This window comes from Plasticicumulans lactativorans, assembly GCF_004341245.1.
In the GTDB taxonomy this organism is placed as follows: domain Bacteria; phylum Pseudomonadota; class Gammaproteobacteria; order Competibacterales; family Competibacteraceae; genus Plasticicumulans_A; species Plasticicumulans_A lactativorans.
In genome coordinates, this window is sequence record NZ_SLWY01000001.1 from 125,196 (window position 1) to 151,941 (window position 26,746).

Annotated in this window: 23 protein-coding genes; 15 read left to right on the forward strand and 8 right to left on the reverse strand. The window is 72.1% G+C overall.

Features of this window, described 5'->3' with window-relative positions:
- Positions 1-20: 20 nt before the first annotated feature.
- From bamA to lpxB, 6 genes are all read left to right on the forward strand, one after another.
- On the forward strand, positions 21-2,306 hold the full coding sequence (gene bamA / locus EV699_RS00500) for an outer membrane protein assembly factor BamA (RefSeq protein ID WP_132537988.1): 2,286 nt from the start codon (positions 21-23) through the stop codon (positions 2,304-2,306).
- Positions 2,307-2,396: 90 nt separating this feature from the next.
- The gene (locus tag EV699_RS00505; RefSeq protein WP_341540208.1) at positions 2,397-2,924 is read left to right on the forward strand and encodes an OmpH/Skp family outer membrane protein; all 528 of its coding nucleotides are present in this window, start codon (positions 2,397-2,399) and stop codon (positions 2,922-2,924) included.
- Positions 2,921-3,982: a UDP-3-O-(3-hydroxymyristoyl)glucosamine N-acyltransferase gene (lpxD, locus tag EV699_RS00510; RefSeq protein ID WP_132537989.1), complete on the forward strand. Its 1,062-nt coding sequence runs from the start codon at positions 2,921-2,923 to the stop codon at positions 3,980-3,982. The genes EV699_RS00505 and lpxD overlap by 4 nt, the downstream gene beginning before the upstream one ends.
- A gap of 21 nt (positions 3,983-4,003) precedes the next feature.
- The gene (gene fabZ / locus EV699_RS00515) at positions 4,004-4,444 is read left to right on the forward strand and encodes a 3-hydroxyacyl-ACP dehydratase FabZ (RefSeq protein ID WP_165903981.1); all 441 of its coding nucleotides are present in this window, start codon (positions 4,004-4,006) and stop codon (positions 4,442-4,444) included.
- Positions 4,441-5,211, forward strand: coding sequence for an acyl-ACP--UDP-N-acetylglucosamine O-acyltransferase (gene lpxA, locus EV699_RS00520; RefSeq protein WP_132537991.1), 771 nt, complete (start codon positions 4,441-4,443; stop codon positions 5,209-5,211). The genes fabZ and lpxA overlap by 4 nt, the downstream gene beginning before the upstream one ends.
- Positions 5,212-5,223: 12 nt before the next feature.
- Positions 5,224-6,384, forward strand: a complete 1,161-nt coding sequence (gene lpxB / locus EV699_RS00525) for a lipid-A-disaccharide synthase (RefSeq protein WP_132537992.1) — start codon at positions 5,224-5,226, stop codon at positions 6,382-6,384.
- Here lpxB and EV699_RS00530 read toward each other — a convergent pair.
- Positions 6,374-8,287, reverse strand: a complete 1,914-nt coding sequence (locus EV699_RS00530; RefSeq protein WP_132537993.1) for an ATP-binding cassette domain-containing protein — start codon at positions 8,285-8,287, stop codon at positions 6,374-6,376. The genes lpxB and EV699_RS00530 overlap by 11 nt on opposite strands.
- 155 nt (positions 8,288-8,442) lie before the next feature.
- On the opposite strand from EV699_RS00530, the gene EV699_RS00535 reads away from it, so the two are divergent.
- The 3 genes from EV699_RS00535 (at position 8,443) to EV699_RS00545 (ending at position 10,707) form a co-directional block, all read left to right on the forward strand.
- Positions 8,443-8,784, forward strand: coding sequence for a YqcC family protein (locus EV699_RS00535; RefSeq protein ID WP_132537994.1), 342 nt, complete (start codon positions 8,443-8,445; stop codon positions 8,782-8,784).
- Between the two features lie 91 nt (positions 8,785-8,875).
- Positions 8,876-10,207 carry a 23S rRNA (uracil(1939)-C(5))-methyltransferase RlmD gene (gene rlmD / locus EV699_RS00540; protein WP_132537995.1) on the forward strand — a complete coding sequence of 444 codons (1,332 nt, stop codon included), beginning with the start codon at positions 8,876-8,878 and terminating at the stop codon, positions 10,205-10,207.
- A gap of 11 nt (positions 10,208-10,218) precedes the next feature.
- A complete protein-coding gene (locus tag EV699_RS00545; RefSeq protein WP_132537996.1) occupies positions 10,219-10,707 on the forward strand; it encodes a DUF2721 domain-containing protein in 489 nt (162 codons plus the stop codon).
- A 7-nt stretch (positions 10,708-10,714) separates the two neighbouring features.
- On the opposite strand, the gene EV699_RS00550 is transcribed toward EV699_RS00545, so the two are convergent.
- From EV699_RS00550 to EV699_RS00575, 6 genes are all read right to left on the reverse strand, one after another.
- Positions 10,715-12,880, reverse strand: coding sequence for a methyl-accepting chemotaxis protein (locus EV699_RS00550; protein ID WP_165903971.1), 2,166 nt, complete (start codon positions 12,878-12,880; stop codon positions 10,715-10,717).
- A gap of 83 nt (positions 12,881-12,963) precedes the next feature.
- Positions 12,964-13,365 (reverse strand): GtrA family protein, encoded by a 402-nt coding sequence (locus EV699_RS00555; RefSeq protein ID WP_132537998.1) that lies wholly within the window; start codon positions 13,363-13,365, stop codon positions 12,964-12,966.
- Positions 13,362-14,312, reverse strand: coding sequence for a glycosyltransferase family 2 protein (locus tag EV699_RS00560; protein WP_132537999.1), 951 nt, complete (start codon positions 14,310-14,312; stop codon positions 13,362-13,364). The genes EV699_RS00555 and EV699_RS00560 overlap by 4 nt, the downstream gene beginning before the upstream one ends.
- The gene (locus tag EV699_RS00565) at positions 14,309-15,931 is read right to left on the reverse strand and encodes a hypothetical protein (protein ID WP_132538000.1); all 1,623 of its coding nucleotides are present in this window, start codon (positions 15,929-15,931) and stop codon (positions 14,309-14,311) included. The genes EV699_RS00560 and EV699_RS00565 overlap by 4 nt, the downstream gene beginning before the upstream one ends.
- On the reverse strand, positions 15,928-17,700 hold the full coding sequence (locus tag EV699_RS00570) for a glycoside hydrolase family 17 protein (RefSeq protein ID WP_132538001.1): 1,773 nt from the start codon (positions 17,698-17,700) through the stop codon (positions 15,928-15,930). Before EV699_RS00570 ends, EV699_RS00565 begins: the two co-directional genes overlap by 4 nt.
- Before the next feature lie 36 nt (positions 17,701-17,736).
- Positions 17,737-19,335: an ArnT family glycosyltransferase gene (locus EV699_RS00575; protein WP_132538002.1), complete on the reverse strand. Its 1,599-nt coding sequence runs from the start codon at positions 19,333-19,335 to the stop codon at positions 17,737-17,739.
- A 320-nt stretch (positions 19,336-19,655) separates the two neighbouring features.
- Here EV699_RS00575 and EV699_RS00580 point away from each other — a divergent pair, with 320 nt between their 5' ends.
- From EV699_RS00580 to EV699_RS00590, 3 genes are all read left to right on the forward strand, one after another.
- Positions 19,656-20,309, forward strand: a complete 654-nt coding sequence (locus EV699_RS00580; protein WP_132538003.1) for a glutathione S-transferase family protein — start codon at positions 19,656-19,658, stop codon at positions 20,307-20,309.
- 34 nt (positions 20,310-20,343) lie between these two features.
- Entirely contained in the window at positions 20,344-21,294 is a 951-nt protein-coding gene (locus EV699_RS00585) for a LysR substrate-binding domain-containing protein (protein ID WP_132538004.1), read from the forward strand.
- A gap of 129 nt (positions 21,295-21,423) precedes the next feature.
- Complete coding sequence (locus EV699_RS00590; protein ID WP_132538005.1) at positions 21,424-22,518, forward strand: enolase C-terminal domain-like protein; 1,095 nt, start codon at positions 21,424-21,426, stop codon at positions 22,516-22,518.
- A gap of 15 nt (positions 22,519-22,533) precedes the next feature.
- On the opposite strand, the gene EV699_RS00595 is transcribed toward EV699_RS00590, so the two are convergent.
- Positions 22,534-23,937, reverse strand: a complete 1,404-nt coding sequence (locus tag EV699_RS00595; RefSeq protein ID WP_132538006.1) for an FAD-binding oxidoreductase — start codon at positions 23,935-23,937, stop codon at positions 22,534-22,536.
- 134 nt (positions 23,938-24,071) lie between these two features.
- Between EV699_RS00595 and serA the strand changes: the two genes are divergently transcribed.
- Genes serA through EV699_RS00610 form a run of 3 tightly spaced genes read left to right on the forward strand, consistent with a single transcriptional unit; the run spans position 24,072 to position 26,687 of the window.
- Positions 24,072-25,307, forward strand: coding sequence for a phosphoglycerate dehydrogenase (gene serA / locus EV699_RS00600; RefSeq protein WP_132538007.1), 1,236 nt, complete (start codon positions 24,072-24,074; stop codon positions 25,305-25,307).
- A 14-nt stretch (positions 25,308-25,321) separates the two neighbouring features.
- Complete coding sequence (locus EV699_RS00605; protein ID WP_165903972.1) at positions 25,322-26,143, forward strand: alpha/beta hydrolase; 822 nt, start codon at positions 25,322-25,324, stop codon at positions 26,141-26,143.
- Between the two features lie 10 nt (positions 26,144-26,153).
- Positions 26,154-26,687, forward strand: coding sequence for a DUF2058 domain-containing protein (locus tag EV699_RS00610; protein ID WP_132538008.1), 534 nt, complete (start codon positions 26,154-26,156; stop codon positions 26,685-26,687).
- The last annotated feature ends 59 nt before the right edge of the window (positions 26,688-26,746 follow it).

Sequence of the window (26,746 nt, forward strand, 5' to 3'; positions counted from 1 at the left end):
GGCCCAGATGCTGACGATCCATGAACCCACTCCATAAGTACCTGTTGCTGTCGGCCTGCGTGGCCGTGCCGGCCTTGGTCCAGGCGGCGGATTTCGTCGTCCGCGACATCCGCGTGGAGGGGCTGCAACGCATTTCGGCCGGGACCGTGTTCAACTACCTGCCGGTCAGCGTCGGTTCCACCGTGCGCCAGGAGGACTTCCCGGAGCTGATCCGGGCCCTGTTCCGCACCGGCTTCTTCACCGACGTCTCGCTGGAGCGCGACGGCAACGTGCTGGTGGTCAACGTCGTCGAGCGTCCGGCGATCTCCGAGGTCACCATCAGCGGCAACAAGGACATCTCGACCGAGGACCTGCAGAAGTCGCTGAAGGCGATCGGCCTCTCCGAGGGGCGCGTGTTCGACCGCGCGCTGCTCGACAAGGTCGAGCAGGAGCTCAACCGCCAGTACTTCGCCCGCGGCAAGTACGCGGTGAAGATCGACACCCAGGTCAAGAACCTCGACCGCAACCGCGTCGCGCTCAACATCGACATCTCCGAGGGCCTGGCGGCGCGCATCAAGCAGATCAACATCGTCGGCAACCGCGCCTTCGACGAGGACGACCTGCTCGCGCTGTTCCAGAGCTCGACGACGGGCTGGCTGTCGCTGCTCACCAAGGACGACCAGTATTCGCGGCAGAAGCTCGGCGGCGACCTCGAGGCGCTGCGCAGCTTCTATCAGGACCAGGGCTACCTGAAGTTCGCGGTCGAATCGACGCAGGTGTCGATCACGCCCGACAAGAAGGACATCTACATCACGGTGAACATCACCGAGGGCGAGCGCTACACGATCAAGAGCATCGCGCTGTCGGGCGAACTGCTGGTGCCGCGGCCCGAGCTCGAAGCCCTGATCACGCTGAAGCCCGGCGACGAGTTCTCGCGCAGCGCGTTGAACGCCACCACCAAGGCGATCACCGACCGCATCGGCGACGAGGGCTACGCCTTCGCCAACGTCAACGTGGTGCCGCAGATCGACGAGACCACCAAGCAGGTCGCCGTCAACCTCATCGTCGACCCGGGCAAGCGCGTGTACGTGCGCCGCATCAACTTCAAGGGCAACGTCAAGACGCAGGACGACGTGCTGCGCCGCGAGATGCGGCAGACCGAAGGCTCGTGGTTCTCGACGCGCGACGTCACGCGCTCCAAGGAGCGCCTGGAGCGGCTGAGCTTCGTGCAGGAGGCCACGGTCGAGACCCCCGCGGTGCCGGGCTCCGGCGACCAGGTCGACGTGAACTTCGGCATCACCGAGCGCCCCGCGGGGAGCCTGAGCTTCGGCATCGGCTACGGCCAGGACGCCGGCGTGCTGCTCAACGCGAGCGTCACGCAGAACAACTTCATGGGCACCGGCAACCAGGTGTCGGCGACCTTCAACAACAGCCAGATCAACACGATCTACAGCTTCTCCTTCATCGATCCGTACTTCACCGCGGACGGCGTCAGCGCGGGCATCCGCGGCGCCTACCGCGAGACCGACGCGACCGAAGCCAACCTGGCGAACTACCTGACCAACGAGTACTCGGTGCTCGGCACCCTGGGCTTCCCGCTCAACGAGACCGACTTCATCAACGTCAACTTCGGCTGGTCCGGGATCAAGATCAAGACCAACGGCAGCGAGACGCCGATCGAGATCTACGACTACATCGCGCAAAACGGCGACAAGAACGAAGGCCCGCGCGTCGAGGTCAGCTGGGCACGCGACTCGCGCAATCGCACCGTCTTCGCCGATCAGGGCTCCTACAACCGGGTGGGCCTGGAGAGCCAGCTGCCCGGGAGCGACCAGCCCTGGTACAAGCTCACCTATCGCAACAGCACCTATTTCCCGCTGACGAAGTCGCTGACGCTGCTTGGGCATTTCGACCTCGGTTACGGCGACGGCATGGGCAGCGCCGACGGCCTGCCGTTCTACGAAAACTTCTACGCCGGCGGCCTGCGTACCGTGCGCGGCTACAAGACCAACACCCTCGGCCCGAAGTGGTCCAACGACGATCCGCGCGGCGGCGCGCTGCGCACCGCCGGCGGGATCGAGGTGCTGTTCCCGGTCCCGTTCATCAAGGATCCGAAGAACGTGCGCCTGTCGGCCTTCGTCGATGCGGGCAACGTCTACGAGGACTACAACAGCTTCGACGCCAGCGAACTGCGTTACTCGGCGGGCCTGTCGGTGCAGTGGATCACCCCGCTCGGGCCGCTGGTGATGAGCCTTGCGCAGCCGCTGAACAAGAAGGACGGCGACAAGTCGCAGCCGTTCCAGTTCACCTTCGGCGTGCCGTTCTGAGCGCTGCGCGCGCCCGCCACGTGCGGAGGTGGCGGGTTTCCGTCGCCTGTATAGACTTGACGCGTGCTTGATCCCCGGGGGACCCCGACCTTGAAGCGCTTGCATCTGGCCGTCGCGCTGCTCATCGGTGCCTGGTTCGCCGGACCGGGTGTCGTCGCTGCCGCCGAACTGAAGATCGGTTTCGTCAATGCGGCCAAACTGCTGAAGAACGCCCCGCAGGCCGAGTCGGCGCTGAACCGGCTGGAGCGGGAGTTCTCGCCGCGCGACAAGGCGCTGGTCGACGCCCAGCGCGCGCTGCGGCGACTCGAGGACAAGATCGCCAAGGACGGGGCGGCGATGGGCGATGCCGAACGGCGTAACCTCGAACGCGACATCATCGCGCAGCGGCGCGAACTCAAGCGCGCGCAGGATGAGTTCCGCGAGGACTTCAACATCCGCCGCAACGAGGAGATGGGCAAGCTGCACAAGCAGATCCAGGACGCGATCACGGAACTCGCGGTCGAGGACGGCTACGACCTGATCATCAACGACGGGGCGGTGATCTACGCGAGCAATCAGGTCGACATCACCGATCGCGTGCTGCGCCGCCTCACCGCCGGCAAGGGCAACAGTCCATGAGCGGGCGCCGGGGCCGTGTCAGCTACACGCTGGGTGACCTGGCCGCTGCGCACGCGGGCGTGCGCCTGCACGGTGACCCGACGCTCGTCGTCACCGGCGTCGGCACCCTGCAGGGCGCGCGCGCCGGTGAACTGAGCTTCCTCGCCAACCCGCTCTACCGGCGCTACCTCGCCACGACGCGTGCCTCGGCGGTGATCATCGCCGCGGCCGATCTCGAGCACTGCCCGGTGCCGGCGCTGGTTGCCGACAACCCGCATCTCGCCTACGCACGCATCGCCGCGCTGTTCGATGCCGCCCCCGATGCCACCGGCCAGTGCGGCGTGCACGCGCGCGCCTGGGTGAGCCCCGACGCGCAGGTCGCTGCCGATGCCTGGATCGGGCCGCAGGCGGTGGTCGAGGCCGGTGCCGAGATCGGCGCGCGGGTGTTCGTCGGGCCGGGGTGCGTGGTCGGGGCGGGGGCGGTGCTCGGCGCCGATACGCGCCTGGTCGCCAACGTCACCGTCTGCCACGGCGTGCGCATCGGTGAACGGGTGCTGATCCATCCCGGGGCGGTCATCGGCAGCGACGGTTTCGGCCTCGCCAACGATCGTGGCCGCTGGATCAAGGTGCCGCAGCTCGGCAGCGTGGTGATCGGCGACGACGTCGAGATCGGCGCCAATACCGCGATCGACCGCGGCGCGCTCGAAGACACGGTGCTCGAGGACGGCGTCAAACTCGACAACCTGATCCAGATCGCCCACAACGTGCGGGTCGGCGCGCATACGGCGATGGCCGGCTGCGTGGGGATCGCCGGCAGCGTCCAGATCGGTCGCTACTGCACGCTGGCGGGCGGGGTGGGCATCGCCGGCCACCTGCAGCTCGGTGACCACGTCCACGTCACCGGCATGTCGCTGGTGACCAAATCCCTGCCGGAAGCGGGCGTGTACTCGTCGGGGCTGCCCGTCGAGCCCGGCCGGTTGTGGAACAAGGTGAGCGCGCGCCTGCGGCGCCTCGACGAACTCTTCCGCAGGGTCGCGTCGCTCGAGAAGCGACTCCCTGCGGATTCCGAAAAGTCCTAGAGGAAAAAGAACTTGGAAGCGATGGACATCTCGCAGGTGCTGAAGTACCTGCCGCACCGCTATCCCTTCCTGCTGATCGACCGCGTGCTTGCCTGCGAGCCCGGGGTGTCGCTCACGGGCCTGAAGAACGTCACCTTCAACGAGCCGTTCTTCCTCGGGCATTTCCCGCAGCGGCCGGTGATGCCGGGCGTGATGATCCTCGAGGCGCTCGCCCAGGCCACCGGCATCCTCGCCTTCCTGTCCTCGGGCGAGATGCCCGAGGAAGGCTCCACCTACTACTTCGTCGGCATCGACCGTGCGCGCTTCAAGCAGCCGGTGGGGCCGGGGGATCAGCTGCTGCTCGAAGTGAAGCTGCTGCGGACCAAGCGCGGCATCTGGATGTTCGGCGCCGAGGCGCTGGTCGACGGCAAGGTCGTGTGCTCGGCCGAGTTGATGTCCACCAAACGGGAGCACGGCCTGTGATCGATGCGCGTGCGATCGTCGATCCCGCCGCCCGGCTGGCACCTTCGGTGCGCGTCGGCGCGTACAGCATCATCGGCCCCGATGTCGAGATCGACGAAGGGACGGTGATCGGGCCGCATGTGGTGATCAAGGGCCCGACCCGGATCGGGCGCGACAACCGCATCTTCCAGTTCGCCTCGGTCGGCGACGACCCGCAGGACAAGAAGTACGCGGGCGAGCCGACGCGGCTCGAGATCGGTGACCGCAACACCATCCGCGAGTACGTCACCATCAACCGCGGCACGGTGCAGGACCAGAGCGTCACCCGGCTCGGCGACGACAACTGGATCATGGCCTACGTGCACGTCGCCCACGACTGCGTCATCGGCAGCCGCACCGTGTTCGCCAACAACGCCTCGCTGGCCGGGCACGTGCACATCGGCGACGACGTCATCCTCGGCGGCTTCACGCTGGTGCACCAGTTCTGCCGCATCGGCGAGCACGCCTTCTGCGGCTTCTCCACCGGCGTGCAGCGCGACGTGCCGCCCTACGTCACGGTGGCCGGCTACCGCGCCGAGCCGCACGGCATCAATGCCGAGGGGCTGCGCCGTCGCGGGTTTTCCGCCGAGGAGATCGTCGCGATCAAGCGCGCCTACCGCGCCGTGTACCGGGCCGGGCTGAAACTGGAAGACGCGATCGCCGAACTGCGCACGATCGCGCAGGACTGGCCCCGCGTCAGCGTGTTCGCCGACTTCGTCGAAAGCTCGACCCGCGGCATCGTCCGCTAGGCCGGGGGCGCGATGCGCATCGCCCTCGTCGCCGGCGAACTGTCCGGCGATCTGCTCGGCGCCGGCCTGATCCGGGCGCTGCGCCGGCGTTACCCGCAGGCCGTGTTCGAGGGCATCGCCGGCCCCGGCATGCTCGCCGCCGGCTGCAGCGGGCTGTTTCCGCTGGAACGGCTGTCGGTGATGGGGCTGGTCGAGGTGCTCCGCCACCTGCCCGAGCTGCTGCGCATCCGCCGCGCGCTGCTCGCGCGCTGGCGCGCCGATCCGCCCGACGTCTTCATCGGCATCGACGCGCCCGACTTCAACCTGCCGCTCGCCCGCCGGCTGCGCGCCGGCGGCGTGCGCACCGCCCACTACGTGAGCCCCTCGGTGTGGGCCTGGCGGCAGGGGCGGGTGCGGGGGATCGCGCGCAGCGTCGACCTGATGCTGGCGCTGTTCCCGTTCGAGGAGCGCTTCTACCGCGATCACGCGGTGCCGGTGGCCTGCGTCGGCCACCCGCTCGCCGACGAGATCCCGCTCGTCAGCGACCGCGCCGCCGCGCGGGCGGCGCTGGCAGTCACCGCCGCCGGACCGGTGCTCGCGGTGCTGCCCGGCAGCCGGCACGGCGAGGTCGGCCGCCTCGGTCCCGACTTCATCGCGGCGGCGCAGGGGCTCGCCGAACGCCACCCGGGTCTGCAGGTGCTGCTGCCGTGTGCGACTCCGGCCTTGCGCGCGCAACTCGAAGCGCAGTTGCGCGCGGCGCAGGCACAGTCCCTGGTCCGCCTCGTCGACGGCCGCGCGCGCGAGGTGCTCGCCGCCGCCGACCTCGCGCTGGTGGCCTCGGGCACCGCCACGCTCGAAGCGATGCTGGTGGGGCGGCCGCTGGTGATGGCCTACCGCATCGCCCCGCTGACCTACGCGATCGCCCGGCGGCTGATGAAGATCGACCGCTTCGCGCTGCCGAACCTGCTCGCCGGGCGCGACCTGGTGCCCGAGTTCATCCAGGACGCCGCCACCCCCGCGGCGCTGTGCGCCGCGCTCGACGCCTGGCTCACCGAGCCCGCGCGGGCGCAGGCGGTGTGCGCCGAGTTCGCGCGCCTGCACGCCGAGCTGCGCCGCGATGCCAGTGAGGCCGCGGCGACGGCGCTCGGCGCGCTGCTCGGGCCGCCGGCCGCCGCCGTCCCCGTCACTCGCTGAGGCGTTCCAGTTCCTCCTGCAGTTCCAGCCAGCGCTCCTCCTGCGTCGCCAGCCCTTTCGCCACCTCGGCCTGCTCGGCGAGCAGCGCCTTGAGCGCGGCCTTGTTGGCTTCGGCGTAGGCGGCGGGGTCGGCGAGCGCCGTCTCGATGCGCGTGCGGGCGGCGTTCAGTGTGTCGAGCGCGCGCTCGATCGTCGCCAGCTCGCGCTCCAGCGGACGCCGGCGTGCGGCCAGGCGGTTGCGCGCCTCGGCCTCCAGGCGCTTCTGCTCCTTGCGCACGGCGGCGGAGTGCTCGGCCGGCGCGCGTTCGGCGTCGTCGCGGCGCGCGGCGGCGCGGGCGCGCTCGGCGAGCCAGTCGCGGTAGTCGTCGAGGTCGCCGTCGAACGGCCTCGCGCGGCCTTCGCCGACGATCAGGAAGGCGTCGGTGCAGGTGCGCAGCAGGTGGCGGTCGTGCGAGACCACGATCAGCGCCCCCTCGAAGTCCTGCAGTGCCAGCGTCAGCGCGTGGCGCATCTCGAGGTCGAGGTGGTTGGTGGGCTCGTCGAGCAGCAGCAGGTTGGGGCGCTGCCAGACCAGGATGGCGAGCGCGAGGCGCGCCTTCTCGCCACCGGAGAAGGGGGCGACCGGCTCCAGCGCGCGGTCGCCACGGAAGTCGAAGCCGCCGAGGAAGTCGCGGATGTCCTGCTCCGACACGCTGGGCGACAGCGCCTGGATGTGCTGCACCGCGCTGCGCTCGGGGCGCAGGGCTTCCATCTGGTGCTGCGCGAAGTAGCCGATGGCGAGCCCCTGGCCTTCGCGGCGCTGCCCGGCGAGCGGGGCGAGCTGCCCGGCGAGCAGCTTGATCAGCGTCGATTTGCCGGCGCCGTTGGGGCCGAGCAGGCCGAGCCGCGTGCCCGGCTGGATGTCGAGCGTCAGGCGTTCGAGCAGCGGCGTGGCGCCGTAGCCGACGGCGCAGCCGTCGAGGCTCAGCAGCGGGTGCGGCAGGCTCGCCGGCGCGCGGAAGGCGAAGCCGAACGGCGAGTCGACGTGCGCGGCGGCGATCAGCTCCATGCGTCCGAGCGCCTTGATGCGGCTCTGCGCCTGGCGCGCCTTGGTCGCCTTGGCGCGGAAGCGCGCGATGTAGCTCTCGAGGTGGGCGATCTCGCGCTGCTGCTTCTCGTGCGCGGCCTGCTGCTGCGCCAGGCGCTCGGCGCGCTGGCGCTCGAAGGCTTCGTAGTTGCCGCTGTAGAGCGTGATGCCCTGCTGTTCGATGTGGGCGATGGCGCCGACGACGTTGTCGAGGAAGTCGCGGTCGTGCGAGACCAGCAGCAGCGTGCCGGGGTAGCCGGCGAGCCAGCCTTCGAGCCAGATCACGGCGTCGAGGTCGAGGTGGTTGGTGGGCTCGTCGAGCAGCAGCAGGTCGGAGCGGCACATCAGCGCGCGCGCGAGGTTGAGGCGCATGCGCCAGCCGCCCGAGAACTCCGCCACCGGGCGGTCGAGCTGCGCGGTGGTGAAGCCGAGCCCGGCCAGCAGCTGCGCGGCGCGCGCGCGCGCGGTCCAGCCGCCGATGGCCTCGAAGCGGGCGTGCAGTTCGGCGAGGCGCAGGCCGTCGTGCGCGGCCTCGGCCGCCGCCAGCGCCGCCTCGACCTCGCGCAGCTCGACGTCGCCGTCGAGCGCGTAGTCGAGCGCGGCGCGCGCGACGGCCGGCGTTTCCTGGGCGACGTGCGCCACCACCCACTTCGCCGGCAGCTCCAGGTCGCCGGCGTCGGCGTGCAGCTCGCCGCGCAGCAGCGCGAACAGCGACGACTTGCCGCTGCCGTTGGCACCGGTCAGGCCGATCTTCTGGCCGGGGAAGATCGTCAGCGTGACGTTCTCGAACAGCGCGCGCGTGCCGCGGCGCAGGGTCAGGTTCTTGAGTGCGAGCATGGTGGTGCGAGTCTATCAGGCGCGGGCGGCGGGCACGTCCGGTGGGCATCGGGCGGCGTGCGCCGGGGCGGTCGCGGCGCTGCCGCCCACCGCCATGCCGGCGCACTGGTCTACGCTTGCCGTCATCGGTCCGCAACCTTCCGGTAACTGCTGCGATGACGCCCGATCATGCCGCCCTGATGTCCGCCCTGTTCGAACTCGAGGCCGAATTGCGACGCCTGGCGCTCTGGGAGGACGAGCCGCCCGCGGCGGAGCGGCTCGCGAGCCGGCTGCCGTTCTGCCACGACACGCTCGAATTCCACCAGTGGCTGCAGTGGGTGTTCGTGCCGCGGCTCGGCGAGTTGCTCGGCTCCGGCGCCGAACTGCCGCACGCGAGCGGCATCGCGCCGCTGGCCGAGATGACCTTCGCCGAGTGCCAGGTGGAGGCCGAGGAACTGGTGGCGATCCTCGGCCGCATCGACGCCCTGCTCAACGCGAGCGCGCCGCGCATCAACTAGGCCCGCGGCGGACTTGAGTTTTCGGGCCCGCGCCGTACCCTAGCGCACCCCATCGCCCACGCGGCCACCCCGGCCGCCGCCCGACACCACCATGGCGCGCCCGCACAAGAAGCCCCGAGTCCCCGAAGGCGTGTTCAGCGCCCGTATCGACGACCTCGCGCACGACGGCCGCGGCGTCGCCCGCTGCGACGGCAAGGCCGTGTTCATCGAGGGCGCGCTGCCCGGTGAGCAGGTCGAGTTCCGTTACACCGCGCGCCGTTCGAGCCTCGACGAGGGCGTCGTCACCGCCGTGCTCGACGCCTCGCCCGACCGCGTCGAGCCGCGTTGCGCGCACTTCGGCCTGTGCGGCGGCTGCAGCCTGCAGCACCTTGCCGCAGAGCGGCAGATCGCCTTCAAGCAGGCGCAGCTGCTGGACAACCTGGCGCGCATCGGCAAGGTCGCGCCGGCCGAGGTGCTCGCGCCGCTGACCGGCCCGCACTGGGGCTACCGGCAGAAGGCACGCCTGGGCGTCAAGGACGTGGCGAAGAAGGGGCGGGTGCTGGTCGGCTTCCGCGAGAAGCATTCGCCCTACCTCGCCGAGCTCACGCGCTGCGAGGTGCTGCACCCGCGTGTCGGCGGCCTGCTGCTCGCGCTCTCCGAGCTGGTCGGCAGCCTGAGCATCCGGGCCCGCGTGCCGCAGATCGAGGTGGCGGTGGGCGATGACGCCGTGGCGCTGTGCTTTCGCGTGATGGACCCGCCGAGCGACGCCGATCGCGAGCGCCTGGTGGCCTTCGCGCAGGCGCACGCGGTGCAGGTGCTGCTGCAGCCGGGCGGCCCGGAGTCGACCGTGGCGCTGTGGCCGGACACCGAGGCGCTCAGCTACCGCCTGCCCGACTTCGGGCTCGAACTCGCCTTTCGGCCCTTCCACTTCACCCAGGTCAACGGCGCGATCAACCGCAGCATGGTGGCGCGCGCCATCGAGCTGCTCGACGTCGGGCCCGCCCACGCGGTGCTCGATCTGTTCTGCGGGCTCGGCAACTTCACCCTCGCGCTGGCCCGGCGCGCCGGGCGGGTGGTCGGCGTCGAGGGCGAGGCGAGCCTGGTCGACTGGGCGCGCGGCAACGCCGTGCGCAACGGCATCGGCAACGCCGAGTTCCACGTCGCCGACCTGACCGCCGACATCCTCGGCCAGGCGTGGCGGCGCGGCGAGTACGACCGCATCCTGCTCGACCCGCCGCGCTCCGGGGCGCTGGAGATGATGCCGCACGTCGCTGCGCTCGGTGCCCGGCGCGTCGTCTACGTGTCGTGCCACCCGGCCACGCTGGCGCGCGACGCCGGCGAACTGGTGCACACCTACGGCTTCCGCCTGCTCGCCGCCGGGGTCATGGACATGTTCCCGCACACGGCGCACGTGGAGTCGATCGCGCTGTTCGAGCGCGGCTGACGGGGGCGGCGGTGGACGGGGTCACGGCGGCGGGGAGCGTGCTCGGCGCGATGATCACGCCGGCGGTGCTGATCTCGGCCGCCGGCACCCTGGTGCTGTCGACGTCGAACCGCCTGAACCGGGTGGTCGACCGCGTGCGCGGGCTGGTGCGCGAGGCCGAGCAGACGCCGCCGGGCGAGGTCGGTGCCGGCCGCGCCGCGCTGATCGAGAGCCAGCTCGACCTGTTCGGCCGGCGCGTCGGCCTGCTGCGGGCGGCGATGACCGCGTTCTACCTCGCCATCGGCCTGCTGGTGGCCACCAGCATCGGCGTCGGCCTGGTGACGCTGTTCGCGTGGAGCCACGGCGGGGTGGTCGCGCTCGGCGGCCTGTGCGGCGCCGGTGCGCTGTTCTATGGCAGCCTGCTCCTGGTGCGCGAGGCGCGCCTCGCGGTCGCGGCGACGATGCAGGAGCTGCGCTACGCGCGCGAGCTCGTCGCCGCGCGCTTCCACCCGCCGGCGTGAGCCCCGCCTAGCAGCGGAAGCGGTGCACCAGGTTCTCGAGCGTCGCCGCGAGCTGGGCCAGCCCGTCGGCCGCGGCGCTCAGTTCGCGCACCGCCTCCGAGGTCGACTGCGCGCGCGCGGCCACGCCGCCGATGCCCTGCGCGATCTCCTGGCTGTTCTGGGCGGCGCCGGCGACGTTGTGGGTGATCTCGGCGGTCACCGCGGTCTGCTGTTCCACCGCGGCGGCGACCGTGGCCTGGATGTCGTTGACTTGGTTGATGATCGCGTCGATGCGCCCGATCGCCTCCACGGCCCGCTGGCTGTCGCTCTGGATGCCCTGGATGCGCGCGCTGATGTCGTCGGTGGCGCGCGCGGTCTCCTTGGCGAGCTCCTTGACCTCGTTGGCCACCACGGCGAAGCCCTTGCCGGCCTCGCCGGCGCGCGCCGCCTCGATGGTGGCGTTGAGCGCCAGCAGGTTGGTCTGCTCGGCGATCGAGTTGATCACCTTGACCACGTCGCCGATCTCGGCGCTGCTGGTGCCGAGCCCGCGCACCGTGGCGTTGGTGGACTCGGCGATCTGCACCGCGCTGCGCGCGATGGTCGAGGCCTGCGCGGTGTTGCGGGCGATCTCGCGCACGCTGGCGCTCATCTGCTCGACGGCGGCGGCGGCGGTCTCGATGCGCGCGCTGGCCGTCGCCGCCGCCTGCGCGACGTGCTGCGCGTCGACCGAGGTGGCCTGGGCGTTGCTGCCCATCTGGCGGCTGGTGTCCTGGGTCTGCGCGGCGGCGGCGGCGAGCGTCTGCGCGGTGGCGGCGATCTCGCGGATGCTCATGCGCAGGTCGCCGAGCAGGCGCTGCAGGCCCTCGGCCATCGCCGCCATCGCCCCTTCGCCGTCGACGCGCGCCTCGTGGGTGAGGTCGCCGGAGGCCGCGGCGCGCACCACCTTGAGCAGCGCCTCCACCTGCTCGCGCAGCACCCGCGCCTGTGCCTGCTCGCGCTCGGCGGCCTCGCGCGCCAGCGTCTCGTTGCGCAGCTGCTCGGTGATGATGTCGAAGTAGTAGGCGGTGCCGAGGCGCGTGCCGTCGGCGCGGACGTCCACGCAGAACATGCGCAGCGCCTCGCCGCCGAGGTGCACGAGCTGGCCGTGGCCGATCTTGCCGGCGGCGAAGGAGGCCTCCATCGCCGCGCGGTCGACCCCGAGCAGCGCGGCATCGGCGCCTTCGAGGGCGTCGGCCGCCACGCCCAGCGCCGGGCCGGCCTGCGCCAGCAGCCGCCGTGCGCTCGGGTTGACGTAGCGCAGCCGCCCCCCGGTATCCGCGAACAGCATGCCGCGCGGCGAGCTTTCGATCATCTGGCGGATGCGGTCGAGCTCCTGGCGCTGCGCGGCGACGCGGTCCCAGTCGACGTGGTCGGCGGCCACCGCGCGGTGCACGTCGTCGATCATGCGGTCGAGTGCCACCGCCATGCGCCCGAGTTCGTCGTGCGTCTGCACGCGCAGGCGCGTGGTGAGGTCGCCGCCGGCGATCCCCTCCAGCACCTGCAGGGCGCGGGACAGCGGGCGCAGGATGCTCGCCCGCACCATCACCGCGAAGCTCGCGCCGACCAGCGCGATGATGAGCGTGATGCCGAAGCCGACCTTGAGCATGCCGTCGAGCTTGCGCGCCGAGTACGCGGTGAACAGGGTCACCGCGTCGTTGGCGACGGTGTGCACCTGCTGGCCGCGTTCGAGCATCTCGCGCAGCCGCGCGCTGCGCTGCGGGTCGCCCGGCGGCAGCGCCAGGAAGGCGTCGGCCGTGCGGTTGAAGTCGGCGATGAGCTGCGCATTCTGCGACAGCTTGGCGCGCAGCTCGTCGGTGGGTGCCGGCGGGATCTGCACGGTGCGTCCGCTGGCCAGGTCGATCACCGCCTCGCCGCCGTCGGCGAGGGCGGCGAGGGTGTCTTCGAGCGCCTTGCGGGTCGGTCGGTAGTCGGCCTGCTGGCCCTGCGCGAGCAGCAGGATCTCCTTCATCTGACGCTGGTTCAGCATGCGCTGGCGCCCGGCGAGGTCGACCAGCAGCGCGTCGGACTCCTGCGCGCGCACCGCGAACAGCGTGTAGCCGAGGATGCCCACCAGCACCAGCGTGGACAGCAGCGGCGTCATCGCGAGCTTGAAGCCGATGCTCATGCGGGACAGCAGGGGAAGGTTGAAGCTCACGTCGGCAGGCTCCTGGGGCAAGCGGTCCGGACGCGCACGGCGCGTCGGGGTGAAGATAGATGAGCGCGCGCCGCGCCGGCGGCCTAGGTGGGGTGCGAGGGGCGGAACACCAGCCATTTGGAACTGGCGAAGTTGATCACCATGCCGGCGAGCGAGCCCGCCGCCACGGCCAGGGCCGGCCACGCGCGCACCAGCTCCAGGTACGCGTAGCACAGCGCCGATACCGCGTAGTTGACCGCGCCGCCGGCCAGCATCAGCGTCACGTAGTGCGCCCACTCGTGCAGCAGCGGGCGCCCGCTGGCGACGCGGAAGGTATAGCGGCGGTTGAACGCCCAGGTGGCGCTCGCCGCGGCCAGGAAGGACACCGCGCGCCCGGCGTAGAAACCCGTGCCGAGCCACAGCGCCAGTTGCAGCACCGCGATGTCGACGACGAGCCCGAACACGCCGCCGACCGCGAAGCGCAGCATCTGCCGGCCGAGCGTCATGGCGCCGGCTCGCGGGTGGCGGGGATCGCCAGGTAGGCCAGGCGCTTCATCTCCTGGCGCCCGCGGGTGACGGTGTCGAGGATGACGCCGCAGGCGGCGCTGAGGAAGGCGACGATCATCATGCCGGTGGCGAGGATCGCGGTGGGGAAGCGCGGCACCAGGCCGGTTTCCAGCCAGGTGATCACCAGCGGCACGGCGAGCAGCACCGCGAGCAGCGCGAGCGCCGCGCCGGCGAGCCCGAAGAAGCCGAGCGGGCGCTCGGTCTTGGCGAGCTTGAGGATGGTGCGCAGGATGCGCCAGCCGTCGCGCCAGGTGCTGAGCTTGCTCACCGAGCCCTCCGGGCGGGCCAGGTACGGCGTGAGCACCTCGGCGATCGGCATGCGCAGCTCGAGCGCGTGCACGGTCAGCTCGGTCTCGGTTTCGAAGCCCTCGGCGAGCGCCGGGAAGCTCTTCACGTAGCGGCGCGAGAACACCCGGTAGCCGGACAGGATGTCGGTGAACACGCGCCCGAAGATGCCTGCCACGCAGCCGGTCAGCAGGCGGTTGCCGAAGCGGTGGCCGCGACGGTAGGCGGCCTGCTCGACGCTCTCGCGGCAGCCGACGAGCATGTCGAGCTCCTCGGCCAGCAGCCGCGCGACCATCCCCGGCGCGCTGGGCGCGTGGTAGGTGGCATCGCCGTCGACCAGCACGTACACGTCGGCCTCGACGTCGGCGAACATGCGCCGCACCACGTTGCCCTTGCCCTGCCGGTGCACGTGACGCACCACGGCGCCGGCCGCGCGGGCCACCGCCACGGTGTCGTCGGTGGAGTTGTTGTCGTAGACATAGACGGTGGCGCCGGGCAGCGCGGCCTGGAAGTCACGTACCACGGTGCCGATCGCGACGGCCTCGTTGAAGCACGGCACCAGCACGGCGACACGGTGGTGCGGGAACAGGGGGGCGGTCATCGACCGGTCTCCGTGGCGGGATCGTCGGGGCGGTGCACGGGGCACAGGGCGTAGGCGCCGGCACCGATGTTGGCCGTCAGCGGGCGGCAGCCCGCGGCGTCGAGCGCGAGCCCGTACTCGGCGAGCTTCTTCAGCATCTCGTGGCGCTCGGTCTCGATGAACAGCGCGCCGAGCGGCCCGCGCTGCGCCGCCACCAGGCGGCGCATCAGCGGGTTGAAGGCGACGGCGTCCTCGCCGGGGTGGGTGAAGGTCGAGTCGATGCGCAGGAAGCGCCAGTCGCGCGGCAGCGCCGGCAGCAGGAAGGACAGCGGCTCGTGCCCGGCGAGCAGCACCACGGCGCCGGTACCGAGCGGCAGCGGCGCCGGCAGCCGCACCTCGATCGCGTGCGCGGCGAAGGGTTCGCGCAGCCAGTCCGGCGGGCGCGTGGTCGCGAGCAGCGCGGCGAGCAGCGCGGTGCTCGCCAGCGCCCAGGCGCGGCCGCGACCGAGCAGCAGGCCGAGCGCGGCCACCAGCAGGGTCGGTGCCAGCATCTCCAGCGGCAGCAGGTAGCGGTAGATGCGGAACAGCGCGAGCCACAGCGCATAGGCGATCGCCAGCGCCAGCGCGAGCCAGACCAGCGGCCGGACCCGCACCGGCGGCGTCGGGCGCCGCCGCCAGGCGAAGACGCCGAAGGCGAGCGGCAGCAGCAGGTAGAGCGCGAGCAGGCGGTGGTCGGTGAACGTCGCCTCGGCGGCGAGGCGCGGGTCCAGCGTGAAGCGCAGCGGAAAGCCCAGCGCTTCGAAGAGGCCCGGCTCGCCCGGCAGGAAGCCCGGATCGCGGTAGCTCTGCGCCAGCGCCCAGGGTGAGCGGAACACGTGATTGTAGAACGGGAACAGCGGGTTGCCGTAGGCGTGCCAGAGCCTCAGCAGCCACCAGCCGCCGCCGGCGGCGGCGCCGGCGAGCACCCCGGTGGTGCCGGCGAGGCCGAGCAGCAGGCGCCGCCCCGGGCGCGCCGGCACCGTCAGCAGCAGCGCGAGGCCCGCGCCCAGCACGAACAGCACCTGCGTCTGCTTGAGCGCGAAGGCGAGCCCCAGCAGCCCGCCGGCGGCGAGCGTGCGCACGAGGCCGCGCGGCCCGGCGGCGAGATCGCCCCAGCCCGCCGCGAGCAGCGCCAGCGCGCCGAGGATGCCGAGCGAGATGACGTTGTCGTGGAAGGTGGTGCCGAGTTCGGACAGCGCGATCGCACCGCCGAGGCCGGCCGCGGCGAGTGCCAGCGCGAGCGCGTCGCGCCGCGGCAGTTCGGCGGCGAGCAGCGCGCGCGCGATCACGAACAGCGGCACCGCGTTCAGGCCCTGCACGCAGCCGAGCACGAAGGCCACGCCGCGCCCCGGCAGCACCTCGGTCAGCGCGTAGTAGGCCACGTCGAGCGCCGGGTTGAAGAAGCTCGGCAGCTGCGCCACCAGCAGGTCGTGGCCGAAGCGCCCGGCGGGCAGCGCGTAACCGTTGTAGTAGTGGTAGTTGCGCAGATCCCAGCTCGCGTCCTGGCCGAAGGCGAGGGCGAGCAGGCCGCAGCCGGCGGCGAGCAGGGCGAGGCCGGCCCCGACCCAGCGGGCCGGCCGGTCCGCCGCCGGCGGCGTCATGCCGGGTGCACCGGGCGCCGCTCGGCCCACAGCGGCAGCGCCAGCGCGAGCAGCGTCGCCACCCAGCCGAGCAGCTCGCGGTTGGCGACGAGGTAGGCCGCGAGCAGCGGCAGGCGCTCGCCGAGGCCCGGGTGGGCCTGGACGAAGTCCTCGCCGTGGGCGAGCGCCCAGCCTTCGCCGGCGAGCACGGCGACGGCGGCGAGCAGCAGCAGCCACGGCAGCCAGCACGCCGGGCGCCGGCGCAGCGGGTCGAGCGCCAGCGCCTCGCGCCACGGCCGCCCCTGCGCGCTGCGGCGCACCGCGGCGAGCGCGAGCGCGCCGAGCAGCGCCGGCAGCAGGTCGGGCGTGGCGATGTCCAGGTAGCGCCCGGCATAGGCGAACAGCGCACTGAAGCCGAGCGCGCCGGCGCAGCAGAGCGCGTAGCCGACGCGGGCATGGCCGTCGTAGCGCCCGCTGGCGCGGCCGGCGAGGGCGTCGCGCAGGCAGGCGACGCTGAGCGCGACGGCGAGCAGCACGCCGAACCCGCGCACCCAGGCCCAGCCGCGGGCGAGCGGCGCGGCGCTGTCGGCGAGCGCGCGGTAGGCGCGGCCGACGGTGTCGGGCGCGAGCCAGCCGAGGTCGGCGCCGAGGAACAGGAGTTTCTGCGCCCCCCAGGTCAGCGAGGTCGGGGCGACGACGAGTCGCCAGGCGCCGTAGGCCGCTTCCACGGCACCGGCGGCGAGCACCTGGCAGGCGATCGCCGCCACCACCGCCGCGGCGGCGCTGCGCGCCGCCGGCAGCACCAGCAGCGCCAGCACGAGCCCCAGCGCCAGCGCGCCCAGCGCCCGTGCGCGGGCGTGCGCGAAGGGCTCGACCGGGCCGGCGGCGGTGAATTTCTGCACGCGGTCGATATCGAACAGCCCCCAGCGCGCGCCCACGGTGCCTTCGAGCTGGGCCTTCCACGGCTGGTCGTAGGCTTCGACGACGTTGTAGTCGAAGCCGTGCGCGGCGGCCAGGCCCGGCAGCGCGCGCACGAAGCGCGCCGCCTCCGGCAGGCTGGCGGTCGCCGGCCCGCGGTTGCGGCCCTCGCTCGGCCAGCCGATCTCGCCGATCAGGATCGGCTTGCCGGGAAACGCCGCGCGAATGCGCGCGAGGATCTCCAGCGTGTGCGTCTCGGCGTCGGCGACCGCCGCGGGCTCGTCCTCCCAGTACGGCAGGATGTGGATGGTGATGAAGTCCACGTGCTCGGCGAGCTGCGGGTTCTTCAGCCAGAAGGCCCAGACGTCGGCGTAGGACACCGGCTGGCGCACCGCCGCGCGCACCTGGTCGAGCGCCGCGATCAGCGTCTCGACCGGCAGGTCGCGGCGCAGCAGCACCTCGTTGCCGACGATCACCCGCTCGATCGCCTGCGGGTAGCGGTTCGCCGCGTTGATCAGCGCCTGCAGTTCGGCGGCGTTGATCGCCGGATCGCGCCCGAGCCAGGCGCTGTGGGTCAGCGCGAAGCCGTGGCGCTCGGCGAGTGCGGGCACCACGTCCATGCCTTCGCGCGCGGTGTAGGTGCGGATGCCGCGGAACACGCCCTTGAGCCGCACGAGGTCGTCCTCGATCTGCGCGGGGTCGGGGTAGTGGCGCGTGAGCGGGCTCTGGCCGTCGCGAAACGGCGCGAACGAGGCGCTGGCGAGGCCGCCCACCCAGCGTTCGGCGACCGCGACCGGGCGCGCGGCGAAGTACCAGGCGAGCGCCGCGAGCAGGGCGGCGGCGAGGGCGGCGAGCAGGCGGATGCGGGGCATGCGGGTATCCCTGGGGCGGGCGGGCCGTCGGCGGGGCTAGGGCAGGTCCTGGCCGCGCAGGTCGCGAACCACGACGAAGGGGGCGCCGAAGCGTTCCACCACGATCAGGTTGGGCAGGGGCAGCTCGCGGTCGCAGCCGTCGTGGGTGAGCGCGATCAGGAAGTCGGCGCGGTCCCATTTCTCCTCGAAGACGAGGAACGGGGGGAAATAGTAGATCGCCGATTCCTCCTTGCCGCACACCGCCACCTTGTAGCGCCGGCGGATCGGCTCGCCCTCGTCCTCGGCGCGCACCACGTCGGCGAGGCGCAGCACCGCCTCGCGCAGCGACAGGCCCCAGTAGTCCATGTCCCAGCGGTCCTCGGCACCCTTGGTGCCGCCGACCAGCGCGTTGTAGTAGGTGTACTCGTACGGGTGCAGGTAGACGACGATGCCGGCCTGGCCGAGCAGCACGGCGCCGAGCGCGAAGGCGAAGGCGCGCCCGGCGCTCGCCGAGATGCCGGCGATGTGGCGTAGCAGGCGGTCGAGCCCGCAGGCGGCGACCAGCACCAGTGGCGGCACCACGAACAGGAAGTGGCGCAGGCCGTTGTAGGCGGTGGTGTGCGCGGCGATCGCGTAGACCACCGGGAAGGTGCCGGCGAGGGCGAGCACCGCCACCACCAGCGGGCGGTGGTCGGCGGCGCGCGGCCGGCGCAGCCACACCAGCGCGAAGCCGAGCGCGAACACCAGCCCGAGCAGCACGAGCTCGGGCAGCGTGATCAGGAAGTACGCCGGCAGGTAGAAGTCGGGCAGCGCGGTGGCCGGGTACCAGACACCGTTGGCAAGCGTCTCGAGGTCGATCGGCAGGTGCGAGAACTGGCTCAGCGCGCGCCAGGGGTTCAGCGGCGCCTGGTAGGCATAGGGCCAGAACGCCGCCATCACCGCGTAGGCGAGGACGAGCGCGGGCAGCAGCCGGCGGTTGATGGTCCACAGCGCGCACGCCAGCTCGCGCCAGGAGGCGCCGGTGCGCCAGCGCAGCAGCAGGTGCAGCACGATGCCGAAGCCGAGGTAGGGCACCAGCAGCACGGCGCCGACGCGCACGCTGATCGCCATGCCGAAGGCGGCGCCGAAGCCGAGCGCCGCCCGCCACGACGGCCGCGGCAGCTCCTCGAGCACCAGGGCGATCGCGTACAGCGACCACAGCATCGCCGTGGCGAAGGGGGCGTCCTTCGGGTTGATGAAGCTGTGGCCGACGAAGGCCGGCGTCAGCAGCAGCAGCAGCAGCGCGAGCAGGCCGACGCGGTCGCCGCCGAGGTGGCGGCCGAAGGCGAACGCCCCCCACAGGCCGAGGATGCCGACCAGGCCGCCGAGCAGGTGGCGGGTTTCGTACTCGCCGAACGGCGAGACCAGGTTCAGCGCGGCGCAGGCCATGTCGAAGGCGCCGCCGTAGCGGTAGAGGTCGATGTAATTCAGCGCCGAACGGTCGGCGAAACCGCTCGCGTAATAACGCAGCAACAACTGACCGTAAGTGTTCTGCACTTCCTCGTCGTTGCTGATGCCGTAGTCGCGGAACACCAGAAACACCACGACGACCAGCCCCGCGAGCAGGGCATAGGCCAGGTAGCGGGCGAGGCGCGACTCGGGAGGCGGGGTGATCATCGGCGGTCGGCGTTCCTTGCGAGGGGACGCAGCGGCACCGGCGGGAAGCGGCGCAGGTGCGGTGGCACGGTGCGGGTCGGCGGATTCAAGTGGAGCCCCGTGGTGGCAAGTAGTTGTTTCGACTGAATCCGTCGATGGGTGGGGGTGCCGGTGGCGGTGGCGCGTGGGGCGCGCGTGGCGCCGCGCGCCGAAGCATAGCCGCCGCCGGCCGGGCGACGCAAACCGGGTGCCGGTGGCGTGCTGTGTTAGGTTCTGGCGGCAAGGCGGCCCGGTGACGGCCGCGGCCGACCTCGCCGCAACGGCTTTACCTCGGAGGATGCATGCATCTCGAACTGACCAGCTTCCCGCTCTGCCCCTTCGTGCAGCGCGCCGTCATCACGCTGAAGGAGAAGGGCGTGCCGTTCAGCGTGCGCTACATCGACCTCAACGCCCCGCCGGACTGGTTCCTCGCGTTGTCGCCGATGGGCAAGGTGCCGCTGCTGCAGGTCGATGGCACGGTGCTGTTCGAGTCGGCGGTGATCAACGAATTCCTCGACGAGACCCACCCGCCGTCGATGCTGCCGGTCGCGCCGCTGGCGCGCGCCCGTGCCCGCGCCTGGATCGAGTTCGGCTCCAACCTGATCGGCCGCCAGTACCAGATGCTGGTGGCGCCCGAGCAGGAGGGCTTCGAGCGCCAGCAGGCGGCCTCGAAGAGCGAACTGCGCTTCCTCGAAGCCGCGCTCGGCGCCGGGCCGCTGTTCCTCGGCACCGGCTTTTCGCTGGTCGATGCCGCCTACGCGCCGCTGTTCATGCGCCTGCGCCTGCTCGACGCCGCGCACCCGACCGGGTTGCTCGACGAGTTGCCGAAGACCGCCGCGTGGGCCGCGGCGCTGTGCGCCCGCCCCGCCGTGCAGGGCTCGGTCCCCGAGGGCTTCGAGACGCTGTTCCGCGAGCGTTTCCGCGCGGCCGGCGGCTGGGTGGGGCAGTTCCTCTGAGCACGCCGGCGCGCGCCGGCGAGGGTCGATCCTGATGGCCTACCGTCTTCCGCCCATCCACTGCCTGGTGGCCTTCGAGGCCGCGGCGCGGCTCGGCAGCCTCGCCGCGGCGGCGCGCGAGCTGTACGTGACGCCGAGCGCGGTCAGCCATCGCATCCGCCAGCTCGAGGATGGCCTCGGCATGCGCCTGTTCGCGCGTGGCGAGCGCGAGCAGCGCCTCACCGCGCGCGGGCGCGACTACCTGCAGAGCGTGCGCCAGGCGCTGCTCGCGCTGAACGCCTACCCGGTGTCGGAGGCCGGTCGCGCCGCGCGCAGGGCGATCAACCTCGCGGTGCCGGCGACCTTCGCGCGGGCGCTGCTGATCGAGCGCCTGCCGGCCTTCGTCGAGCGTCACCCCGACGTCGACGTGGTGATGCAGGTGGCGATCCCGCTGCTCGACGTCACCGCCGACGAGCCCGACCTCGAGATCCGCTTCGGCACCGGCGACTACCCGCGCCTCGCAGTGACGCCGCTGCTCGACGACCGCGTGCTGGTGGTGTGCAGCCCCGACTACCGGCGTCGGCACGGGCCGTTCGAGCACCCGGTCGACCTCGCCCGCGCGAGCCTGCTGCGCTGCCCGCTCGAGCCCTGGCGGCCGTGGTTCGCCGCCGCCGGGCTCGACTGGCCGGAGCCGCGCGACGGCGTGCAGTTCAGCGACCTCGGGCTGATGATGCACGCCGCCGCCTACGGCCAGGGCGTCGCGCTGGCGCGCCAGGTGCTCGCGCGCAACTGGTTCGAGCGCGGCGCGCTGCAGCCGCTGTTCGACGTCAGCAGCGTCTCGCCGCACGCCTACTACCTCGTCTACCACCACCACGTCGCCGAGCGCGAGGAATGCGCGGCGTTCATCGCCTGGCTCAGCGAGCAGCGCTGGGACGAACCCGTCCTCGGCCCGGTGGTGCCGCCGCGCGCACCGCAGCCGCTGCGCGACGACCGCTGGGGCTGGTGAAAACCGTTACCACACGCTGAAAACCATTGGTCGCGAACGTGAAAAATGCTCACTCACCCCTGTGCGGCAGCGTTCCTAGAATCCCCGTTCCACAGACCAGAACACGACACCAGAGACGAGGGGCGCTGCATGCTGGGTGAACGCATCACCATTTCCGAAGTGCAGGTACGGGGCGTGGAACTGCCGCTCGGGCGGCCGCTGCGGCTCGCCGGCGGCGAACTCACCAGCACGCCGCTGGTGCTGGTCGATCTCGAGACCGATCAGGGCGTCGGCGGCTGCGGCTACGCGTTCTGTTACCAGAGCGTGGCGGTGAAGCCGCTGGTGGTGCTGCTGCGCGGCCTCTCGGCGCTGCTGGTGGGCGAGGAGCTCGCGCCGCTCGCGATCGAGGCGCGGCTGCGCCGTGAGGTCACCCTGCTCGGCGCGCAGGGCCTGGTCGGCATTGCGCTGGCGCTGCTCGACACCGCCTGCTGGGATGCCCACGCCAAGGCCCAGGGCCTGCCGCTGGTGCGCCTGCTCGGCGGCACGCCGCAGCCGGTGCGCGCCTACAACGGCTGCGGCCTCGGCCTGGTCGGCGCCGGCGCGGCGGCCACCGAGGCCGAGGCGCTGCTCGAAGGCGGCTTCCGCGCGCTCAAGCTGCGCCTCGGCTACCCGACGCTCGCCGAGGACCTCGCCGTGCTGCGCGCGGTGCGCGGCGCGGTCGGCGACGGGGTCGAACTGATGGTCGACTACAACCAGTGCCTGTCGATCGCCGAGGCGTTCACGCGCGTGCGCGCGCTCGACGACGCCGGGCTCGCCTGGATCGAGGAGCCCACGCGCGCCGACGACTTCACCAGCCACGCGCGCATCGCCGCCGCGGCGCGCACGCCGATCCAGCTCGGCGAGAACTGCTGGGGGCCGAGCGAGCTGTCGCGTGCGCTGGTCGCCGGCGCCAGCGACTACGTGATGCCCGACCCGATGCGCATCGGCGGCGTCACCGGCTGGCTGCGGGCGGCGGCACTCGCCGAGGCCGGCGGCGTGCCGATGTCCTCGTGCCTGTCGCCCGAACTGAGCGCGCACCTGCTCGGCGTGACCGCCACCGCGCACTGGCTCGAGTACGCCGATTTCGCCGCGCCGATCCTCTGCGAGGCGCCGCGACTGATCGACGGCCACGTGGTGCCGAGCGAGGCGCCCGGCCACGGCATGCGCTGGGACACGCGCCAGGTCGAGCGCCACCGCATCGCCTGAGGCCGTCCGGCGCGCTCAGGCGGGGTCGAAGATCTTGCCCGGGTTGAGGATGCCGTGCGGGTCGAACACCGCCTTGAGCGCGCGCAGGTAATCGATCTCGACGGCGTCGCGGGTGTAGCCGAGCCACGGTTTCTTCACCAGCCCGACGCCGTGCTCGGCCGAGACGCTGCCGCCGTGGCGGCGCAGCGTCTCGAACAGCAGCACGTTGACGCGCGCGCACTCGGCGACGAAGGTCGCGGCGTCCCAGTCGACGGGCTTGAGCACGCTGATGTGCAGGTTGCCGTCGCCGATGTGGCCGAACCACACCACTTCGAAGCTCGGGTACTCGCGCGCGAACAGCGCGTCGATCTCGGCGAGGAAGGCCGGCGCCCGTGACACCCGCACCGCGATGTCGTTCTTGTAGGGCTGGCGCGGGGCGAGCGATTCGGTGATGTCCTCGCGCAGCCGCCACAGCGTCTTCGCCTGGGTCTCGCTCGCGCTGATCACGCCGTCGACGATCCAGCCCTGCGCGCCGGCGTGCTCGAACGCCGCCAGCGCGGCGTCCATGTCCTCGGCATGGGCGTGGTCGAACTCCACCAGCACGTAGTACGGCGCGCGCGTGGCGAAGGGCGCCGGCACGCCGCGCGCGAGCACGTGGCCGAGCGCGCGGTCGTCGAAGAACTCGAAGGCGGTGAGCTGCAGGCGCTCGCGGAACGCCGCGAACACCGCCATCACCGCGTCGAGCGCCGGCAGCGCGAGCACCATCACCGCCGGTTCACGCGGCGGCGTGGTCAGGCGCAGCGTGGCCTCGACGATGAAGCCGAGCGTGCCCTCGGAGCCGATGAACAGGTGGCGCAGGTCGTAGCCGGTGGCGTTCTTGATCAGGCCGCGGTTGAGATCGAGCAGGTCGCCGCGGCCGGTGACGACCTTGAGCCCGCTGACCCAGTCGCGGGTGAGGCCGTAGCGGATCACCTTGATGCCGCCGGCGTTGGTGGCGATGTTGCCGCCGATCTGGCTGGAGCCGCGGGCGGCGAAGTCCACCGGGTAGAACAGCCCGCGCTCGCGCGCGTAGCCCTGCAGGTTCTCGGTGATCACGCCGGGCTCGACGGTGACGCTGCGGTCGACCGCGTCGAAGTCGAGGATGCGGTTCATGCGCTCGAACGACACCACCACCTCGCCCTGCGCCGCCACCGCCCCGGCCGACAGCCCGGTGCGCCCGCCCGAGGGCACCAGCGCGAGGCGCTCGGCGATGGCGTGGCGCACCAGCGCCTGCACCTCGTCGATGCTGACCGGGAACACCACGGCGGCGGGGGCGGGGGTGTAGAAGCGCGTCCAGTCCTTGCCGTGGCTGGCGAGGGTGTCGGCGTCACCGCGCACGCGCGCCTCGGGCAGCAGGCGGCGCAGGCCGGCGAGGAGATCGGCGGGGGCGGGCTGGGTCATGCGCGAGGCTCCGGTGGAGGCGATGGAGGAACCGGCCTTCCCTTGGGGCGTCTGTTTCGGGGATCATCACCGGCCTCGTCCGGGACGCCCCGGGCGAGGCCGGCACTATAGCCAGCCGACGGAGTCCCGAGAACATGTCGACGGTGTCCCTCGACAAGCGCGAGATCAAGGTGTTGCTGCTCGAAGGCGTGCATCGCAGCGCGCGCGAGACCTTCGAGGCCGACGGCTACACGCAGATCGAACACCATGACAAGGCCCTGCCCGAGGAGCGCCTGCTGGAGCGCATCGCCGACGCCTACATCGTCGGCATCCGCTCGCGCACGCAGCTGACCGCGCCGGTGCTCGCCGCGGCGAAGCGGCTGATCGCGGTCGGCTGCTTCTGCATCGGCACCAACCAGGTCGACCTCGCCGCGGCGCGCGAGCTCGGCGTGCCGGTGTTCAACGCGCCGTTCTCTAACACCCGCAGCGTCGCCGAACTGGTGCTCGCCGAGGTGGTGATGCTGATGCGCGGCATCCCGGCGAAGAACGCGCTGTGCCACCGCGGCGGCTGGACCAAGTCGGCCGCGGGCTCGGTGGAGGTGCGCGGCAAGACACTCGGCATCGTCGGCTACGGCCACATCGGCACCCAGGTCGGGGTGCTCGCCGAGGCGCTCGGCATGCGCGTGGTGTTCCACGACATCGAGGCCAGACTCGCCCTCGGCAGCGCGCAGGCGACGCGCTCGCTCGACGCCCTGCTCGAAGCCGCCGACGTGGTCACGCTGCACGTGCCGGAGACGGCGCAGACCCGCAACCTGATCGGCGCCGCCGAACTCGCGCGCATGAAGCCGGGCGCGCACCTGATCAACGCCTCGCGCGGCACCGTCGTCGACATCGACGCGCTCGCCGCGGCGCTGCAGGCGCAGCACCTCGGCGGCGCGGCGATCGACGTCTTCCCGGTCGAACCCCAGGGCAACGACGACGCGTTCGTCTCGCCGCTGCGCGCCTTCGACAACGTGCTGCTGACGCCGCACATCGGTGGCAGCACGCTGGAGGCGCAGGAGAACATCGGCTACGAGGTCGCCGGCAAGCTGGTCAAGTACAGCAACAACGGCTCGACGCTGTCGGCGGTGAACTTCCCCGAGGTCAGCCTGCCGGCGCACCCGGGCAAGCGGCGCCTGCTGCACATCCACCGCAACCGGCCCGGCGTGCTGTCGGCGATCAACGACCTGCTCGCGCGCGAAGGCATCAACATCGCCGGCCAGTACCTGCAGACCGACCCGAGCATCGGCTACGTGGTCATCGACATCGACGACGACGCCCACGCCGGACGCCTCGCGCTGCAGCAGCTGCGCGGCGTCGACGGCACCCTGCGCACGCGCATCCTCTACTGAGCCGCGACCCCACCGTGTACTTCCCGAACCGCGCCGCGTCCCCCGAGCAGATCGAAGTCATCAGCCGCCTGCCGGCGCAGGCGCCCGCGCGCACGCCGCTGCTGTTCGTGCACGGCGCCTTCGCCGGCGCCTGGTGCTGGGAGGACCACTTCCTCGACTGGTTCGCCGCGCGCGGCCACCCGGCGTACGCGCTGAGCCTGCGCGGCCATGCCGGCAGCAGCGGCCACGAGCGCCTGCTGTGGAGCGGCCTCGCCGAGTTCGTCGAGGACGTCGCCGGCGTCGCCGCGAGCATCGGCGGGCCGCTGGTGCTGGTCGGCCACTCGATGGGCGGCATGGTGGTGCAGAAGTACCTGGAGCGGCAGCCGGCCGCCGCCGCGGTGCTGATGGCCTCGGTGCCACCGAGCGGGCTCGCCGGCTCGATGCTGCAGTTGCTGTGGCGCGACCCGGTGCTGTGGACCGAGATGGGCCTGGTGCAGGCCGCCGGCCCGCACCTGGCGTCGCGCAGCACCGCCCGCCGCTCGCTGTTCTCGGTCGACGTCCCCGAGGCCCTGGTGGCGAAGTTCGCCAACCGCTCGCAGCCCGAATCGCAGCGCGTGATCGCCGACATGCTCGGCTGGGACCTGCCCGACGTCGCCCGCGTCGGGCGCACGCCGCTGCTGGTGCTGGGCGCGGCCGACGATGCCCTGGTGCCGGTCGCCGAGGTGCATTACACGGCGCGCCGCTACGGCGCCGAATGCGAGGTGTTCAGTCGTCTGGCGCATGCCATGATGTGCGACAGCGGCTGGCGGCGGGTGGCCGAATACCTCGGCGGCTGGCTCGACCGGCGCGGACTTTGAGGAGGCGAACATGTCCCTGCGCGATCAGTTGCTGAAGGCCGGCGTGGTGTCGGCGGATGCCGTCACCAAGGCCGAGAACGAGCGGCGCAAGCAGACGCATCAGGCGAAGAAGGGCCAGCCCGAAGCCAAGACGGCGGAGCAGCAGCGTGCCGCCGAGCAGCGCGCCCGTCAGCAGGCCGAAGCCGAGGCCAGGCGCCAGCGTGACCGCGAGCTGAACGCGCAGCGCGAGGCCGAGCGCAGGCGCAAGGAGGATCTCGCCCGCGCCAGGCAGCTGATCGAGGCCAACCGCGTGAACGACCCCAAGGCCGAGGATCGCTACAACTTCACCGACGGGCGCTTCGTGCGCAGCGTGCGCGTCACCGATGCGCAGCGCCGGCAGATCGCGATGGGCAAGCTCGGCATCGCGCGCATGGACAACAAGGGCTTCGACTTCGCGCTGGTGCCGCGCGAGGTCGCGCTGAAGCTGCAGGGCTTCTGCGCCGACCGGGTGGCGCTGCTGTACGAGGAAACCGACACGCTCGAGGACGACGACTGGGCCTGGTGAGCGCACACACCGGGCCGGCAGCGTACCGGCGCGGCGGGAAAGGGAAAATCGGGAAACGA

Coding starts and splice junctions, on each gene's coding strand:
- EV699_RS00530 (WP_132537993.1), bottom strand. CDS start 8,287: ATGCTCGCACTCAAGAACCTGACCCTGCGCCGCGGCACGCGCGCGCTG.
- EV699_RS00580 (WP_132538003.1), top strand. CDS start 19,656: ATGCATCTCGAACTGACCAGCTTCCCGCTCTGCCCCTTCGTGCAGCGC.
- EV699_RS00535 (WP_132537994.1), top strand. CDS start 8,443: ATGACGCCCGATCATGCCGCCCTGATGTCCGCCCTGTTCGAACTCGAG.
- EV699_RS00565 (WP_132538000.1), bottom strand. CDS start 15,931: ATGACGCCGCCGGCGGCGGACCGGCCGGCCCGCTGGGTCGGGGCCGGC.
- EV699_RS00575 (WP_132538002.1), bottom strand. CDS start 19,335: ATGATCACCCCGCCTCCCGAGTCGCGCCTCGCCCGCTACCTGGCCTAT.
- fabZ (WP_165903981.1), top strand. CDS start 4,004: ATGGACATCTCGCAGGTGCTGAAGTACCTGCCGCACCGCTATCCCTTC.
- EV699_RS00610 (WP_132538008.1), top strand. CDS start 26,154: ATGTCCCTGCGCGATCAGTTGCTGAAGGCCGGCGTGGTGTCGGCGGAT.
- EV699_RS00570 (WP_132538001.1), bottom strand. CDS start 17,700: ATGCCCCGCATCCGCCTGCTCGCCGCCCTCGCCGCCGCCCTGCTCGCG.
- serA (WP_132538007.1), top strand. CDS start 24,072: ATGTCGACGGTGTCCCTCGACAAGCGCGAGATCAAGGTGTTGCTGCTC.
- lpxD (WP_132537989.1), top strand. CDS start 2,921: ATGAGCGGGCGCCGGGGCCGTGTCAGCTACACGCTGGGTGACCTGGCC.
- rlmD (WP_132537995.1), top strand. CDS start 8,876: ATGGCGCGCCCGCACAAGAAGCCCCGAGTCCCCGAAGGCGTGTTCAGC.
- EV699_RS00560 (WP_132537999.1), bottom strand. CDS start 14,312: ATGACCGCCCCCCTGTTCCCGCACCACCGTGTCGCCGTGCTGGTGCCG.
- EV699_RS00595 (WP_132538006.1), bottom strand. CDS start 23,937: ATGACCCAGCCCGCCCCCGCCGATCTCCTCGCCGGCCTGCGCCGCCTG.
- lpxB (WP_132537992.1), top strand. CDS start 5,224: ATGCGCATCGCCCTCGTCGCCGGCGAACTGTCCGGCGATCTGCTCGGC.
- bamA (WP_132537988.1), top strand. CDS start 21: ATGAACCCACTCCATAAGTACCTGTTGCTGTCGGCCTGCGTGGCCGTG.
- EV699_RS00590 (WP_132538005.1), top strand. CDS start 21,424: ATGCTGGGTGAACGCATCACCATTTCCGAAGTGCAGGTACGGGGCGTG.
- EV699_RS00555 (WP_132537998.1), bottom strand. CDS start 13,365: ATGACGCTCGGCCGGCAGATGCTGCGCTTCGCGGTCGGCGGCGTGTTC.
- EV699_RS00585 (WP_132538004.1), top strand. CDS start 20,344: ATGGCCTACCGTCTTCCGCCCATCCACTGCCTGGTGGCCTTCGAGGCC.